The sequence below is a fragment of the Colwellia sp. 20A7 genome (assembly GCF_009832865.1).
Lineage (GTDB): Bacteria > Pseudomonadota > Gammaproteobacteria > Enterobacterales > Alteromonadaceae > Colwellia.
The window spans coordinates 1672595-1688529 of the sequence record NZ_CP047130.1; the positions used below are offsets into that span (position 1 = coordinate 1672595).

The following is a 15935-nucleotide window of genomic DNA, read 5'->3' on the forward strand; positions in this document are numbered from 1 at the left end:
TTGTTTCCTATGTTTTATACCAATTGCCTAAACAAAATTGTCCGTTTAGTCAAAGGTTAGCATTATCGCCTTAGTGTCTTTGACGTTGTGATTACGACAAAGTATTAATCGAATCTCCTGAGTATTGCTCAAGTTCTTCATATTTACCGTTCCGAATTTTGTTTGTCCAGTTAGGATCTTGTAATAAAGCACGACCAACAGCGATCAAGTCGAACTCTCCCTTGTCCATACGTTCAATCAAATCATCAATTGAACGGGTAGCCGCACCTTTGCCGGCCATAGCGCTTATAAAATCGTCACCTCCAAGTCCGACCGAACCAACACTGATGGTAGGTTTACCGGTGATTTTTTTGGTCCAACCGGCTAAATTCAGTTCACTTCCTTCAAATTCACTTTCCCAGTAGCGGCGAGTTGAACAATGGAAAATATCAACACCGGCATCACATAAAGGTGCTAAGAATTCCTCCAGTAATTGCGGCGTTTCTAACAGCTGAACCGTGAAATCTTGCTGCTTCCACTGAGAGTAGCGAAATACAATAGGGAAATCAGGTGCCGTTGCTGCACGAATAGCTTTGATAATTTCTACAGCAAAGCGCCCGCGATTGGCCATACTCCCACCCCACTCATCTGTTCGTTGATTGGTACCACTCCAGAAAAATTGATCAATAAGATAACCATGTGCCGCATGAATTTCAATTCCGTCGAAACCAATACGCATTGCATCGGCCGCAGCGACAGCAAATCCCTTAATTACGTTTTCAATTTGAGCCAAAGTCATCGGCTCTGTCAGTTGTTTTCCTGGGAGAAGTAAACCAGAAGGTCCTATACTTGATAACTCTGAATTAGGAGATATTTTAGGATCGCGCATCATACCTGCATGCCATAATTGAGGCATAATTTTGCCCCCGAAGGAATGCACAGCTTTTACTGTATTTTCCCAACCTGCCAGCGCTTGTTCACCGTGGAAATAGGGGATGCCTTTTCCCATAGAAGCTACTGGATCGTTAATCGTTGTACCTTCCGTAATAATTAAACCTGTACCACCTTCAGCCCGACGTTGATAATAATCAGCCATATCAGAAGTGGGTAGACCACCACGCGAAAATCCTCGCGTCATAGGAGCCATCACTATTCTATTTTCTAGTGACAAGCTTTTGAGGCTGAATGGTTTAAATAGTGAATCTATATTTTTATTCATGTGTTTACCTTTTTCAAAAATTATTTAACTCATTTTGATTTATGATCCGATCGCTGCTGTCTCGCTAGTTTCATTATTATCGTACGATTCAGGAAGCAAATGATGACAGATGGATACTCGGCGCGACCTAACCACATAAGACCGCCTTGGATAATTGGGTATTTAATATTTCTGTTATGCGTGTCTTCATCTTATTTTTTACTACGTCGTTGCGTCTCGTTGTAGAGTATTTGTTGTATCAAGTTCAAAAGTATATTTATCTATTTTTCTTTTTTACTTTTTCTAAAACGGCCATCATTTCGCCGAAATCTACCGTCTTATTGTGAGGGAATGAGTATTTTTCTTCCAACAACAATCCTTGCTCTAACGTCGACTTCCATCCCTCGTTGATGAGCTTCTTTAGGTTTTGAGTATTGATTTGGATATGTTCAGCAATTGATTGGGCTTTAGTGAGGGTTTCTTCTAGCAGAGTTTCTTTACTACACAGTTTATTGACTAATCCCCATTGCATAGCAGTTGATGCGTCTATGATATCACCGGAGAGGCTCATTTCGCGTGTGCGGTTAATACCAATAATCCGTGGTAATTTTTGTGACATTCCCCACGTAGGCATCAATCCTACTTTGGCGTGTGTATCTCCAAATATGGCTGAGTCTGCCGCATAAAGAAAATCGCAGTAAAGCGCCAGTTCAAGCCCTCCTGTCATGGCCGCGCCGTTAATGGCGCCGATAATCGGTTTTTTACATTGTTCGAAAGTTTCCATCATCTCACGCTCCTCAACGATATTAGAATCATTGTCAGCAATGTCTTTGAGGTCAACACCGGCACAAAATGCGCGACCAGCACCGGTCAAAACGATAACGTTAACGTCTTTTGCAGCATCAGCGGTTTTAATTGCGTTAATGAGGGCGCTGGTCATCCCCTCTGATATGGCGTTAAGTCTACCTGGGCGGTTAAGTGTAATAAGTGCTACCTTACCGATTTGTTCAGTTAGTACAGGGGAGGGTGCTTGATTATTTGCTTCTATAGTACTCATGGCTTTCCTTTAAATCAGTTGGCGAATTAATGATAATTAAACTGCCGTGAATCTTACTTTAAATACACGGAATGTATCATTGTATTACAAAAATTTATTAATGTGTACTGTGATCTATTTCCTACTAGTTATATATATGTACGGGCAGTTATTGAAATCAATTTCTACTATGCACATTGGACATTAGCATTAGTTTGATTTTTTATAGGTTCATTGCGTTAAGTGACTCGGGACGGTTTAATGTTAGCCATTCAATATTTTGTTTTGTTTCTACTTTTATGTACTCGTACGGAGGTGGTTTGGGTTGGAATAGATTCATTGTAAATTATCTCTATAGCCCAATAATAACTTTGACTTTGTTGCTAGAGGATTGTACATGGTTTGATATTTTCAGTGGTTTATCAGTAATTTCGAAAATGATAGCTTTCATCTGATGCATGCAGATTCCTGAAAAGTTAGTTAAAAAGATAGATTATTAGATGAAACTATATTTTTGTATAATTGTACATTTGTAATACATTGCTATTATTGTGTATACTGTTTCAAAAGGCGGGCATTTTTATGTGTTTTGAGTGGGATTCATCGGTAGTGTAATTCATTTTTAATCAGTACATAAAAGAGATGGAGCGGGTTATCACAGAAAAGAAGAGGTTGTAAATAAAGCTAAGGAGTTAGGAATGGCGCTGCATTATTTGCCTGCCTACAGCCCCAATTTAAACCCAATAGAACGGCTAACTAAATTCAAAAGCGAAGAATCTGCTAACATGTTCTTCAACTCCGAAGCATACGCCCCCTTAAGAAACTTAGGATTGAAAAACACAGTAACGGTGGTAATTTAGTAATTCTACCTGGTGTGCGTTAATCACATAACAAATAAGAATAGGTGTCGCGCAGCCGACACCTTATTCGGGGGTTGGACAAGCCCGAAGCTCTCTTTATAGTGGAAATAGCGATTTGTTTGTTGAAGGGATTGCGACCAATTACCTGATCGCAAGACGCACGAAGTTAAGACGTAAAATAACTGATGTTTTTCGCCGAGTCATTCGTTACTGTTTCATGTTGTCTTTCTTTGTTTTCCTTTCTCTTTATTATTCATTATAGCCATTATCCTTATTGTATTTGCCTTTCGGCTAGGGCGTTCGTGTAATACCGATGCAGTGCATTTTATGGTGACAGCAAGGACATATTCTCGTAGGTCTACTTGGCGTAGTTTCTTCTTTCTTGGGTTTTAGCCAGTCGGCTCAGGAGTGATGGCCTTTGTATTGTCTGGAGCATTTCCGTTAAGTTCAGATAAATATTGTTTTTTCCAGCGAGCGACTGCGGACGAAAAAGCACCTGATATTTCCATGATCTATTTTGTTGTATAGCCTTCATCAACCATTAATTTAGCAAATTCTAATTTTTGCTCTGAAGAGACAATAATTCGTGATTTCATATTTTTTACTTGGATCATTTTTTATTCCTGAGAGTTTGTTATTTTACGCTAAAACTCTCTCCAATATAGTTAGATCACTTTAACTCATCTCATCTATAGCTTGATAGTGACCGGTCTTGCGCCAAAGTCATTTTATCAACTAGCAGCTGACAGTAGCCGGATACAGGCACATTATGAAGGTCTCCCCGTTGATGTTGTCGCGGCAGCCGTTGTTGCCACATCCGCTTCGAGTGCCCGGTATATCGGGCGTTTAACATTACCAATTATCATGCAGATGATGGTAATTCACTTGATGCGTTCGTTGATTGGATTGAATCGGCGGGTTACCCAATAACACGTGTCGGTGATCATGGTGAGTGGTTCAAACCCTTTTCAGAAAAGCTAAATTCTCTGCCGGAAGAACAAAAGCAACGTTCAGCTGTAGATATTACGGGAGTTTATGCATAGCCTTATCGCAACGATGAAGGAGTGCAATTTGATTGCGAAGAATTTAAGTCGCTCGCTAATGACTTGAGTACAGGAGCAGATATTCCTAGCTTGGATGAGGCGTATATCCACAAATGTTTGAATTACTTGCAGGTACTTGGATTAATTGAAGAACCTTAACACGGTCGAATAATGCCCGATCCCGTAATAAGTGCGAGGGTCGGTCAATTATTTCCGTTGTTGAATAACTCTTATGTCGAAGGACTTTTTACAAAATTCAATGGGGTAATTTTAAGTTGACAACGTGGGGCTAGCTTATAAAAATCAACTAACGGAACCTACGAGTCTCGTTAGTTGGCTGCTATGTTTTTTGAGGGGGCATTCTGGGTAGTGCCAGCAGTTCTAGGTAAAATTAACAATCAAGCAGACTATGGCCTGTAGCCAAAGTAAAAAAAGACTTTTCGCGCTATTTTTTGTCTCAATAAAAAAATAAAATTATTTATTGAACTTTTTATCAATGCCAAGATCAGAACAAATTAATTATCTGGTAATCTTATGGCATCATCATTTAAAACAAAAAACACCTAAACTTTAAAACACTTAGAAAATCGATGGCGACAAGTTTTAGCGATATTCCAGACAGTCGTCAACAAGGTAAATGTACCTACAGCCAGCATGATGTTTTAATGAGCGCCTTTGCGTGCATGTTCTTTCAAGACCCTTCATTACTGCATTTTCAAAAACGTCTTGAGCAAAAACGTCTTGAGCAAAAACATCAATGCAATAATCTTAAAAACATTTTTAACGTGACTAATATTCCTAGTGATAACCAATTACGTGGTGTGCTTGATAACATACCCAATGAAGTCTTAGCACCTATTTTTAAAGACTTTCATGAAAAACTAAGACGGCACAAGCATTTAGAAGACTACGCTATTATGCCCAACGTATTGATGTGCACAATTGATGGTACCCAATACCATAGCTCTACCTCAGTGCATTGTGAGTGTTGTTTAACCAAAGCGCATAAATCAGGTGAAATCACTTATAGTCATGGCGTCCTACAAGGCGCCATCATGCACCCTGATAAGAAACAAGTCATTCCTGTCATGCCAGAAGCGATAAAAAATAAAGATGGCACAAAGAAGCAAGACTGTGAGCTCAATGCATCTAAACGCTTTATCGCCAACTTAACCGCAGCACATCCCAGACAGAAGTTTATGCTCTGCGGTGATGGTTTAATGTCAAACCAGCCCCTGATTGAAGAAACAATAGCCGGTGACATGCACTATTTATTTGTTGCCAAGCCAGGTAATCATAAATATTTAGTAGAGTGGCTTAGCGCTTATGATACGCTACCAACCACTGAATTTACGGATACTAAAGGAAATAGTCATATTTATACGTGGCAAAATGATGTGCCTCTTAATGGCAATAAAAAGACGATAAAGGTGAATTGGTTTCAATATCAGTTCAAAAACAGCCAAGGAAAAATCACCAAGACCCATAGCTGGGTAACCGACATAGCAATGAGTAAAGATAATGTCATCGCTATGACTAAGGCAGGCCGGTGCCGATGGAAAATTGAAAACGAGTGTTTCAACACACTTAAAAACCAAGGCTACCACCTAGAGCATAATTACGGTCATGGTGATAAAAACTTGAGTTATAACATGTACCTGCTGACGTTACTTGCTTTTTACTTCCATCAAATATTTGAATTGACCGATGGAGTGTACCAAGCTTGCCGCGTCTCGTTTGGCTCTAAAGCCCATTTATGGGAGAACTTCAGAGTCACAATTAGGATGATTATAGTAGAAGATTGGACTCAATTAATGGACTTAATGCTAAACCCTGATAACTATGAGGACATGAAGGCTAAAAAAATATAAGTCGATATATTTAAAATAGAGCACTTAACTGTATTACTCGACCTGTGCCTGAAAGAAAAGTTGAAAAACAATTGTCGAGCGGTAAGTTAACAAAAAACTGAAAAATGACTGAAAAAGTCATTTTAGCTCATCAAAAGCCAAATCACCGAGAATTGCTGGGGTAGTGCTAGATAAACGGAGTAATAAAGAATAAGATGCGATCAATGAATGAGCGCTTTGTTCTACACAAACTAATCACCGCCTAATAATTTTTTCATTTCTTCCTTGGTGACTCCGGCAGCTTCTACTGTACTAGGCTCTATCCATTCTCTGATATTATTTGTCGTTAATGTTGATATTTCGAGTGCAGTTTCGTCAGGCCCAACAAAATAAATAGATTGGCAAAAACCGTGGTCCATAGGGCCTACACAGTGAACACCGCAAGATCTTATTCTGTCGCGCATTGCTAATAAATCTTCAAGCGAATCAACATTTAAAGCGTTATGCTGTAATGTTCCAGCCGTAGTAGAGTCGCCAGCATTTATAGAATGAGTGACACCAAGTTCAATAACGTCACTTGTACGTAAAGTACATAGAAATGAAATCATTGAATTTTTATTAAGTTGCATCACTGCTCGAACTGCTGCTTTGGACTGATCGGCCCATTTTATAGATACCAAAGGTAAGGCAAGTACATCAGAAAAATATGCTAGTGTTGACTTCATGTCTTTCGTATTAAGTTCTAAATTACTATAGTCATTTAGCTGAATATTTTTCATAGCTTTCTCCAGGAATTAAAAATAGCGTGATACAAGAAATGTGAGAATAAAGTCAGTCCTGCAGTTACTTTTCGCATTTGGAAGGGCGATTTTTGATTGGGAGGAAGAGCTTCTTGTGTAAAATTGAATAACGTTTCATCTGATACAGAAATCATAGTTCTATAAAGAGCTGGAGGATAGTGCATCCTGAATCCTGCGTCTTGTCCAATAGGGACATTTTTTATAGGTGAGTTTGAATTGCTATAAGCTTTAGGGTGCTTCAATTTTTCTAGCTCATTTTCATCAATGCCTACGGCAAGCGCTGCATCGTTGTCCCAAAGATCGTCTTCATTAGTCTCTTGCTTACAGGCTACTTCCAGCAACATTCCTTCTGGTCCGGAAAATTGTATTGAGCAATTATTAGATTTAGGTGTGGTAAATGCAATACCTTTAGCTGTTAATCTATCTTTCAAGTTGGCTAAACCTTCAATAGATTCAACGTTGAAAGATAGATGATGCATGGTCCCTCTAGTACTTGTTCCATCCATAGTACCTGGGTGAGTCTTGCCCACCTGAATGTTAGTACTAACTGTTGGGTGGTAAACAAAGGCTAGTAATGCAGATTCATTAATTGTTAAAAAGCCATGGATAGTGCCCTTCACGCCGTGCATCCAGTATAATGCAGCAAGGGGGAATCCTAAGACATCATTAAAATAGAGTAGTGTTTTTCTCATATCTGACGTTGAAATAGCAACGTGATTAAATCCGTTGGGTTGTAAAGTCATCTTTTTTCCTTTTAATATTTATAGTGATGTTAGTTATCTATTTTCAGATAAATATTCTCTACTCATATCTTTTTTAGTACGTTTTTTTTCGTTATTTTAAGGGGCCAGTGTATGACGGCTGACGGACAGTATTTCGACAACTAGGCTAAGAAGTTAAATAATATTTAACTTCAATGATTTACTTATAGTAATTAAACCGCATTATGGTAATGTATTATTGTAATACAATATCACGGGTGGTTACTATATACAATATAACTACCTCCCGTGCTGACAAAAAATATACTTCGTTATATTTAACTACATGTACCAAATACATATTTTGGTACATGTAGTTAATAGTTGAAATTTTAGATACCGTTTGGAGTAGTATGGTTATTAAAGTACAAAGCCCTGCAGGATTTGCAGAGCAATATATTGTTGAGTCAATTTGGAATGGAGGTTTTCCGCCTGGCTCAATATTACCGGCTGAACGAGTGTTGTCTGAACATATAGGTGTTACTCGGACAACGTTACGTGAAGTTTTACAACGACTTTCACGCGATGGTTGGTTGACCATTAAACATGGTAAACCCACTAAAGTGAATAACTTTTGGGATACGTGTAGTTTAAATATTCTTGAAACACTCACTCAACTTGACCAAGAAGGGGTTCCTGATTTAGTTGATAACTTAATGTCTGCAAGAACTAATATTAGCGCAATTTATGTTCGCAGTGCGATTAAAAAAAACCCTAAAAAAACGATTGAATTAATCAAAACGTATGAAAATATTGAAGATACAAGTCAAGCATTTGCTGAGTTCGATTATCGACTGAATATAGAATTAGCTTCGGTTGCAGGTAACTCTATTTATTTACTTATTTTGAATGGTTTTAAAGGTCTATATTCACGTCTAGGTTTATTATATTATACTAACCCTAAAGGTCGTGACATTACACGTGTTTATTATAAAAATTTAATCGAGTTAGCCAGTAAAAATAAATTCGATGAATCTTCATTTTGTGTACGTGAATATGGTGTTGAGTCAGGCAAAATTTGGTTAGAGCTTAAAGATGATGTACTTAAAGAGTTATCCGAATAAACGACTACAAACTAACACAAGAAATTGTGCTTATTAAGCAAAGAGCATAAATACTTGCGGGCTTATTAAAAAACCTTGTATCCTCATTTTAATTCAATCATAAAACTCGGTTGGTTCGATAAAAGCTTAAATAGGGCATTTAACACTGAAAACTACGACGAAAATGTTGTGCTTTGCCAATCTAATCGTTTTATTGAGTCACTTCCTTATAACAAGATAAGTAATAGAACTGACTTTGAAAAAGTGATTGATAAAAACAGACTTGCTTATTGGAATATTATATCGAACGCTCAGAAGAATTAGCTTCAGAGATGACTGATTTTGTTCAAAAGCAATATTTATAATAAAGTTAATCTCTCAATTGAATAAATGATGGAAATTAATGAATAACGGATGGGATACTGCCATCCGTACATTCGAGGGGCTGTTTGTATTTGTGTTAATTAAACGACTCATTTGTTATTTTTTTGCAATAGCCTGAAAAAATCTACATAGCGCTCTCTACCACGTGCACCCGCCACTAAAGGCTGTAAATCGCTAAAATCTGTCGATCCGTCTTTAGCTTCTATTGCAACAACCTGCTTGGCAATAACATTTTTAAATACGCGAGCCGTGCTGTTAAGTGCACGAAACATTAAGGTGGTATCTGTTTCTCTGGCTTCTACGATGGCCTGTTTCATATTCTCATGAACAGGTGCCTCTTGAGTGGCAACAAATCGTGTGCCCATATTAACGCCTTCAGCGCCCAATACCATGACAGCGGCCATTTGAGATCCTGTCGCTATACCACCAGACGCAACAATTGGAATGGTTAGTTTGGTAAACACGGTGGGTAATAAGACAAGATTAGTTACGTCTTCTTCAGGGGGGGCTTGCATATTCAAAGCCATCAACACTCACTGCATCACAACCTAGTTTTCAGCTTTTAGGGCGTAACGTACAAAGGTGTATTTATGAATAACTTTGATGCCAGCGGCTTTAAATGCAGGCATAAATGCTTCAGGACTTCTGCCTGCCGTTTCTACTACTTTCACGCCGCTTTCGATAATAATTTTTGCAAAATCTTCGTAAGGAGGTGGAGTGATAGACGGTAAAATGGTAATGTTTACGCCAAAAGGTTTGTCTGTCATGGTGCGACAACGCGCTATTTCTTCTCGTAGTGCTTCTGGCGTTGGTTGTGTTAGGGCGGTTAAATCTACCGTTCTATTGTGCGGGTATGAGTATTTTTCTTCTAGCAATAACCCTTGCTCTAACGTCGACTTCCAGCCCTCGTTCATGAGTTTTTTCAGGTTTTGAGTATTAACTTGGATATGCTCTGCAATTGAGTGGGCTTTAGTGAGTGTTTCATCTAGCAGGGTATCTTTACTGCACAGCTTATTCACTAATCCCCATTGCATCGCAGCCGAGGCGTCTATGATATTTCCAGATAAGCTCATTTCGCGAGTGCGATTAATACCTATAATTCGTGGTAATTTTTGAGACATTCCCCACGTAGGCATCAACCCTACTTTTGCGTGTGTATCCCCAAATCTGGCTGAGTCTGCCGCATAAAGAAAATCGCAGTAAAGCGCCAGTTCAAGCCCACCAGTCATTGCTGCGCTGTTAATGGCGCCGATAATCGGTTTTTTACATTGTTCAAAAGTTTCCGTCATCTCACGACTCTCAATGATATTAGAATCATTCTCAGCAATATCTTTGAAGTCAACACCTGCACAAAATGCGCGACCAGCACCGGTCAAAACGATAACGTTAATGTCTTTTGTAACATCAGCGCTTTTAATGGCGTTAATAAGGACGATGTTCAGTCCCTCTTATATGACGTTAAGTCTATCAGGGGGTTAAGTGTAATGAGTGCCACTTTACCGATTTGTTCGAACAGTACAGGGGAGGTCGTTTGATATTTTTTCATAATTCAAGGCAAATTTCGCGTCAATAGATGGTCTATTGGAAGTAAATTTAACAAAAAAGTAAGGAAAAATAGCTGCTAGAGAAACATTTGTTAAACCGAGCTCAGATTAACTACATATTAGGATAGTTTGGACCACCAGTTCCTTCTGGTGTAACCCAAGTGATATTTTGGCTTGGATCTTTAATATCACACGTTTTACAATGAATACAGTTTTGAGCATTGATAACAAACTTATCGCCCTCTGCCGTTTTCTCCACTTCATAAACCCCAGCAGGACAATAACGCTGCGCAGGCTCATTATATTTAGCCAAATTAACACTAATAGGAATACTACTATCCGCTAATTTTAAGTGACAAGGTTGCTCTTCTTCATGGTTTGTATTGGATAAAAATACCGAAGAAAGTTTATCAAAACTCAATTTATTATCGGGTTTAGGGTATTTAATCACAGCAACTTCTGAAGCCAGTTTAAGCTGATCGTAATCTACCGTGTCATCTTTAAAATTAAACGGTAATTTACCACCAAAGAAGTTTTGATCAATCATATTATACGCACCACCTAACATGGTACCAAACTTATGCATAGCAGGACCAAAGTTACGCGTATTATATAATTCATCATATAACCATGAATTTTTAAACTTATCAGTATATAAGGTTAAATCTTGCTTACCTTCTTCCTTAACGCCATCACTGGTAATCAATGTTTCAATAATAGCTTCTGCGGCTAACATACCTGATTTCATCGCAGTATGATTACCTTTGATTTTAGCAAAGTTAATCGTTCCTGCATCACAACCTACTAATAATGCACCCGGCATAGTCATTTTAGGAAGTGAATTAAAACCACCTTTTGCCATAGCACGTGCACCATAAGAAACACGCTTACCGCCGTCAAGGTACTGACTAATTTTAGGATGATGCTTATAACGCTGAAATTCATCAAAAGGGCTTAAATGCGGATTGCTATAATTTAAATCTACAATTAAACCAACAAACACTTGGTTATTCTCCGCATGATATAAATAGCCACCACCGGTAGTATCTTTTTCTAGTGGCCAACCTGCAGTATGAACAACTAAACCTTCTTGGTGTTTAGCAGGGTCAATATCCCAAATTTCTTTAAAACCTAAACCATAATGCTGAGGAGAAGCATCACTATCTAAATTGAACTTTGCAATTAATTCTTTACCCAAGTGTCCACGACAACCTTCGGCAAAAACAGTATATTTAGCTCGAAGCTCCATACCCGGCATAAAAGAATCTTTTTCTTTCCCCTGGGCATCTAAACCCATGTCACCAGTAATAATACCGCCAACACTGCCATCATCATTGTAAATAACACTTTGAGCAGGAAAACCCGGGAATATTTCAACACCTAATTGCTCTGCTTGCTCAGCAAGCCAACGACAAACATTGCCCATACTAGCAATGTAGTTACCGTCATTATGCATAGTTTTTGGCACAGAAAATCCTGGTAATTTAATACCATTACTTTCACTATTAAGTAAATAAATATCATCGCCAGTAACTTTTGTTGTTAACGGTGCGCCTTTTTCCTGCCAATCAGGAAATAACTCATTCAAAGCTCTTGGTTCAAACACTGCACCAGAAATAATATGGGCACCTACTTCAGAGCCTTTTTCAACAACACACACCATTAGCTCTTGTTGCTTTTCTTGCGCCAACTGCATTAAACGACATGCTGTTGATAAACCAGCAGGACCTGCACCAACAATTACAACGTCAAATTCCATCGATTCACGTTCCATGGTATCTCCCAATTTTTTAGTTTTATTTTATTAATGAATGAAATCTAAGAGGGTTGATTTTATATTAATTGTGGTTGCCAAGCAAAGTAATGTTGTCATACAATACGCATCAGCATAATATAGTTATCGTAGCTAAATAAATAGTAACGAGATTAAAATCATTAAAAATATAAGCAGAGGAAACAATGAAAGTATTAGTTCCGATAAAACGTGTTATTGACTATAACGTCAAAGTTCGCGTAAAACCCGATCATTCAAATGTAGATCTTGCTAATGTAAAAATGGCAATCAACCCTTTTTGTGAAATAGCCGTAGAAGAAGCCGTTCGCCTTAAAGAAGCAGGTATTGCAACAGAAGTTATCGCTGTATCAATTGGTGATAAATCTTGTCAAGAACAGCTACGTACTGCACTTGCTTTAGGCGCAGACCGTGCTATTCAAATTGAAACCAGTGAAAATTTAGATTCATTGAATATTGCTAAACTTTTACAAAAAATTGTTGAAGAAGAGCAACCTCAATTAGTTATCTTAGGTAAACAAGCCATTGATAGTGATAATAACCAAACAGGACAAATGTTAGGTGCACTAACTGGTATGGCGCAAGGTACCTTTGCCTCTGAAGTAAAAATTGAAGGCGATAAAGTGCATGTAACGCGTGAAGTTGACGGCGGTTTGCAAACTGTTGCACTAACATTACCGGCTATTGTAACAACAGATTTACGACTAAATGAACCTCGTTATGCTTCACTACCTAATATAATGAAAGCTAAACGCAAACCATTAGATGTTAAAAATGCTGCTGATTTCGGTATTGATTTAGCACCACGAACTAAGTTACTAAAAGTAACGCCACCAGCTGAGCGTAAAGCGGGTATTATTGTTGAAACAATTGATGAATTAGTAGAAAAATTGAAAAATGAAGCCAAGGTGATCTCATGAGTATTTTAGTATTTGCAGAACACGATAACAGTACATTAAAAACTGAAACACTTAAAACAGTTGCCGCAGCGCAAGCTATTGGTGGTGATATTACCTTATTAGTTGCTGGTTATAATTGCCAAAGTGTTGTTGATGCTGCCGCTAAAGTAAATGGCGTAAGTAAAGTTTTAGTTGCTGACAATGCTATTTATGAACATCAACTAGCAGAAAACGTGAGTTTATTAGTTGTTGAGTTAGCTAGCGATTATGAGCACATTATTGCAACTGCACTAACAACAGGCAAAAACTTTATGCCTCGCGTTGCTGCGTTATTAGATGTAACTCAAATTTCAGATATCATCGCTGTAGAAAGTAGTGATACCTTTGTTCGTCCCATTTATGCGGGCAATGCTATTGCCACAGTGCAAAGCTTAGACAACAAAAAAGTAATTACAGTACGTTCAACAGGCTTTGACGCCGTAGCAACTGATGGCAATGCAGAAGTTGTCGCACTAGATATTGTTACAGATGCAGGAACTTCAAGCCACGTAAGTGACGTATTAACTAAATCTGAACGTCCTGACTTAGGCGCTGCGAGCGTTATTATTTCTGGTGGTCGTGGCATGCAAAATGGCGACAACTTCAAATTACTTGACGGTATTGCAGACAAACTAGGCGCTGCTATTGGTGCTTCTCGTGCTGCTGTTGATGCAGGCTTTGTACCTAACGATATGCAAGTAGGTCAAACAGGTAAAATTGTTGCGCCTGATTTATACATCGCCGTTGGTATTAGTGGTGCAATTCAACATTTAGCGGGCATGAAAGATTCAAAAGTCATCGTCGCTATCAACAAAGATCCTGAAGCACCTATTTTCCAAGTTGCTGATTACGGTATTGTTGCTGATTTATTTGATGCGCTTCCAGAGCTTGAAAGTAAGCTATAAGTTTAACTTTTAATAAAACATTGGCCAGAAACCAGGACAAGATCGTGCTTTAAGCAATAACGTGATCTAATAGCCTCCTTTACACAGTATCACTGCATGGAGTAAATCCAGTGGACTTTCATTATCACAGGCGAGAAGTGAGGGTAAGAAAAATGAAAACGCTAGCGTATTAGAGATGTTAGATACATTGAATATCTTAGGGGCTATCGTCAGTGCAGACGCAATGATCACACAAAAGAAAATCGTGACTAAAATCGTAAAGAACGGCAGTTATGTATTATGTGTTATGTGTAATGTGTTAAAAATAATCCTAAATAACTAAATCGCAACCTATTTTCATAACGTAACACGAGAGCGAATGAAAATGTTGGCATGATTAGACGTTTTGTACTGAATTTATCATTACTTCACCCGAGTAAAATCAGTATGCGCAGGAAATTTAAGCGAGCAGCCAGAGTTAATGAATTTAGAATTGAAATTATTTCCAGTAAAAAAATGAATCAAGGTATGCGGTTTTTCTATAGTTAAATAAATTTTAATAAAACAATAAAGTTCATGTTGTGGATGATTAAAAGACAAAAACACAATCAAATTCAACTGATAATAATTTGGATAAAGGGCATTTATGAATTTTTTACTGAACGATGAGCAATTAGCCTTTCAAGATGCTGCTCGAAATTTCTCAACGGGAGAGATGAAGCCGTTTGCGAGTGAATGGGATGATAAAAAAATATTTCCTAAAGCTTTGTTTAAAAAAGCTGGTGAATTAGGATTTATGGCAATGTACTGCCCAGAAGATACGGGTGGTTTGAATTTATCGCGTTTAGATACTTCCATTATTTTAGAGGAATTAGCTGTAGGTTGCACTTCAACTGCAGCATTTATTTCTATCCATAATATGGCGAGTTGGATGATTTCAACTTGGGGAACCGAGTCAATCAAACAGCAATGGTGTAGTGATTTAGTGATGGGCGAAAAACTTGCTTCATATTGCTTAACTGAACCTGGCGCTGGCAGTGACGCTGGATCATTGCGCACTACTGCAAAAAAAGACGGTGATAATTACCTTCTTAACGGTAGCAAAATGTTTATCAGTGGTGCAGGTGAAACTGATGTATTGGTTGTTATGGCACGAACGGGTACTCAATCAGACGGCGCTAGAGGTATATCAGCTTTTGCAGTACCCGCTGACCTTCCTGGTGTTACGTATGGTAAAAATGAAGACAAAATGGGCTGGAACTCACAACCTACCCGCGCCATTAGTTTTGAAAATGCTGTATTGCCGGCAAATTGCTTATTAGGTGTTGAAGGTGAAGGTTTTAAAATTGCGATGAAAGGGTTGGACGGAGGTCGAATTAATATTGCTAGTTGTTCAATTGGCGCAGCACAGGCATGTGTTAACTTATCACAAGCTTATATGAATGAGCGTAAACAATTTGATAAACCATTAGCGGCATTTCAAGCCTTACAGTTTAAGCTAGCCGATATGGTGACAGAATTAGTTGCTGCACGGCAAATGATTCGATTAGCGGCAAGTAAAATAGATATAAATGATGCAGATAAATCTACTTATTGCGCGATGGCAAAGCGTTTTGCAACAGATGTTGGCTTTAATGTTTGTAACGAAGCACTGCAATTACACGGTGGTTACGGTTATATCAAAGAGTATCCTATCGAGCGATATATGCGCGATTCGCGTGTTCACCAAATTCTTGAAGGTACTAATGAAATTATGCGTGTGATTACGGCACGACGTATTTTAGAAGAGGGTGCAACCGATATTATTCGTTAGCACCGTATTA

13 protein-coding genes and 1 pseudogene are annotated in these 15935 nt (G+C 38.3%); 7 read left to right on the forward strand and 7 right to left on the reverse strand.

From position 1 onward, the window contains the following. Positions 1–91 precede the first annotated feature (91 nt). Together GQS55_RS07235 and GQS55_RS07240 are read right to left on the reverse strand one after the other, a co-directional pair. A complete protein-coding gene (locus tag GQS55_RS07235) occupies positions 92–1198 on the reverse strand; it encodes an NADH:flavin oxidoreductase (protein WP_159819293.1) in 1107 nt (368 codons plus the stop codon). Positions 1199–1454: 256 nt separating this feature from the next. Further along, positions 1455–2234 (reverse strand): enoyl-CoA hydratase, encoded by a 780-nt coding sequence (locus GQS55_RS07240; RefSeq protein ID WP_159819295.1) that lies wholly within the window; start codon positions 2232–2234, stop codon positions 1455–1457. Between the two features lie 620 nt (positions 2235–2854). Here GQS55_RS07240 and GQS55_RS07245 point away from each other — a divergent pair. Continuing rightward, a pseudogene (locus GQS55_RS07245) lies at positions 2855–2998 on the forward strand (transposase); the annotation flags it as partial. Between the two features lie 1708 nt (positions 2999–4706). Continuing rightward, positions 4707–5987, forward strand: a complete 1281-nt coding sequence (locus tag GQS55_RS07250; protein ID WP_159819297.1) for a hypothetical protein — start codon at positions 4707–4709, stop codon at positions 5985–5987. A 230-nt stretch (positions 5988–6217) separates the two neighbouring features. Here GQS55_RS07250 and GQS55_RS07255 read toward each other — a convergent pair whose 3' ends face one another. Both GQS55_RS07255 and GQS55_RS07260 read right to left on the reverse strand, forming a co-directional pair. Then, entirely contained in the window at positions 6218–6745 is a 528-nt protein-coding gene (locus GQS55_RS07255; protein ID WP_159819299.1) for a VOC family protein, read from the reverse strand. After that, positions 6742–7509, reverse strand: a complete 768-nt coding sequence (locus GQS55_RS07260; RefSeq protein ID WP_159819301.1) for a VOC family protein — start codon at positions 7507–7509, stop codon at positions 6742–6744. Before GQS55_RS07260 ends, GQS55_RS07255 begins: the two co-directional genes overlap by 4 nt. A 371-nt stretch (positions 7510–7880) precedes the next feature. Between GQS55_RS07260 and fadR the strand changes: the two genes are divergently transcribed. Further along, positions 7881–8591, forward strand: coding sequence for a fatty acid metabolism transcriptional regulator FadR (gene fadR / locus GQS55_RS07265; RefSeq protein WP_159819303.1), 711 nt, complete (start codon positions 7881–7883; stop codon positions 8589–8591). A gap of 452 nt (positions 8592–9043) precedes the next feature. Here fadR and GQS55_RS19830 read toward each other — a convergent pair whose 3' ends face one another. From GQS55_RS19830 to GQS55_RS07275, 3 genes are all read right to left on the reverse strand, one after another. Further along, positions 9044–9481 (reverse strand): NAD(P)H-dependent flavin oxidoreductase, encoded by a 438-nt coding sequence (locus tag GQS55_RS19830; RefSeq protein ID WP_201294587.1) that lies wholly within the window; start codon positions 9479–9481, stop codon positions 9044–9046. Between the two features lie 21 nt (positions 9482–9502). Then, on the reverse strand, positions 9503–10396 hold the full coding sequence (locus GQS55_RS19970) for an enoyl-CoA hydratase-related protein (RefSeq protein WP_328698894.1): 894 nt from the start codon (positions 10394–10396) through the stop codon (positions 9503–9505). A 214-nt stretch (positions 10397–10610) separates the two neighbouring features. After that, positions 10611–12272 carry an electron transfer flavoprotein-ubiquinone oxidoreductase gene (locus GQS55_RS07275; protein WP_159819305.1) on the reverse strand — a complete coding sequence of 554 codons (1662 nt, stop codon included), beginning with the start codon at positions 12270–12272 and terminating at the stop codon, positions 10611–10613. 185 nt (positions 12273–12457) lie between these two features. Here GQS55_RS07275 and GQS55_RS07280 point away from each other — a divergent pair, with 185 nt between their 5' ends. From GQS55_RS07280 to GQS55_RS07290, 4 genes are all read left to right on the forward strand, one after another. Then, complete coding sequence (locus tag GQS55_RS07280) at positions 12458–13210, forward strand: electron transfer flavoprotein subunit beta/FixA family protein (RefSeq protein WP_159819307.1); 753 nt, start codon at positions 12458–12460, stop codon at positions 13208–13210. Further along, positions 13207–14133 (forward strand): electron transfer flavoprotein subunit alpha/FixB family protein, encoded by a 927-nt coding sequence (locus GQS55_RS07285; RefSeq protein ID WP_159819309.1) that lies wholly within the window; start codon positions 13207–13209, stop codon positions 14131–14133. Before GQS55_RS07280 ends, GQS55_RS07285 begins: the two co-directional genes overlap by 4 nt. Positions 14134–14221: 88 nt before the next feature. Further along, on the forward strand, positions 14222–14455 hold the full coding sequence (locus GQS55_RS20270; protein WP_442872192.1) for a hypothetical protein: 234 nt from the start codon (positions 14222–14224) through the stop codon (positions 14453–14455). Between the two features lie 303 nt (positions 14456–14758). After that, the gene (locus tag GQS55_RS07290; protein WP_159819311.1) at positions 14759–15925 is read left to right on the forward strand and encodes an acyl-CoA dehydrogenase family protein; all 1167 of its coding nucleotides are present in this window, start codon (positions 14759–14761) and stop codon (positions 15923–15925) included. Positions 15926–15935 lie beyond the last annotated feature (10 nt).

Bases quoted from the DNA above. Each gene is read 5' to 3' on its own strand.
- GQS55_RS07255 (WP_159819299.1), bottom strand. From the start codon at position 6,745: ATGAAAAATATTCAGCTAAATGACTATAGTAATTTAGAACTTAATACG.
- GQS55_RS07260 (WP_159819301.1), bottom strand. From the start codon at position 7,509: ATGACTTTACAACCCAACGGATTTAATCACGTTGCTATTTCAACGTCA.
- GQS55_RS07285 (WP_159819309.1), top strand. From the start codon at position 13,207: ATGAGTATTTTAGTATTTGCAGAACACGATAACAGTACATTAAAAACT.
- GQS55_RS07290 (WP_159819311.1), top strand. From the start codon at position 14,759: ATGAATTTTTTACTGAACGATGAGCAATTAGCCTTTCAAGATGCTGCT.
- GQS55_RS07250 (WP_159819297.1), top strand. From the start codon at position 4,707: ATGGCGACAAGTTTTAGCGATATTCCAGACAGTCGTCAACAAGGTAAA.
- fadR (WP_159819303.1), top strand. From the start codon at position 7,881: ATGGTTATTAAAGTACAAAGCCCTGCAGGATTTGCAGAGCAATATATT.
- GQS55_RS07280 (WP_159819307.1), top strand. From the start codon at position 12,458: ATGAAAGTATTAGTTCCGATAAAACGTGTTATTGACTATAACGTCAAA.
- GQS55_RS07240 (WP_159819295.1), bottom strand. From the start codon at position 2,234: ATGAGTACTATAGAAGCAAATAATCAAGCACCCTCCCCTGTACTAACT.
- GQS55_RS07235 (WP_159819293.1), bottom strand. From the start codon at position 1,198: ATGAATAAAAATATAGATTCACTATTTAAACCATTCAGCCTCAAAAGC.
- GQS55_RS19830 (WP_201294587.1), bottom strand. From the start codon at position 9,481: ATGGCTTTGAATATGCAAGCCCCCCCTGAAGAAGACGTAACTAATCTT.
- GQS55_RS07275 (WP_159819305.1), bottom strand. From the start codon at position 12,272: ATGGAACGTGAATCGATGGAATTTGACGTTGTAATTGTTGGTGCAGGT.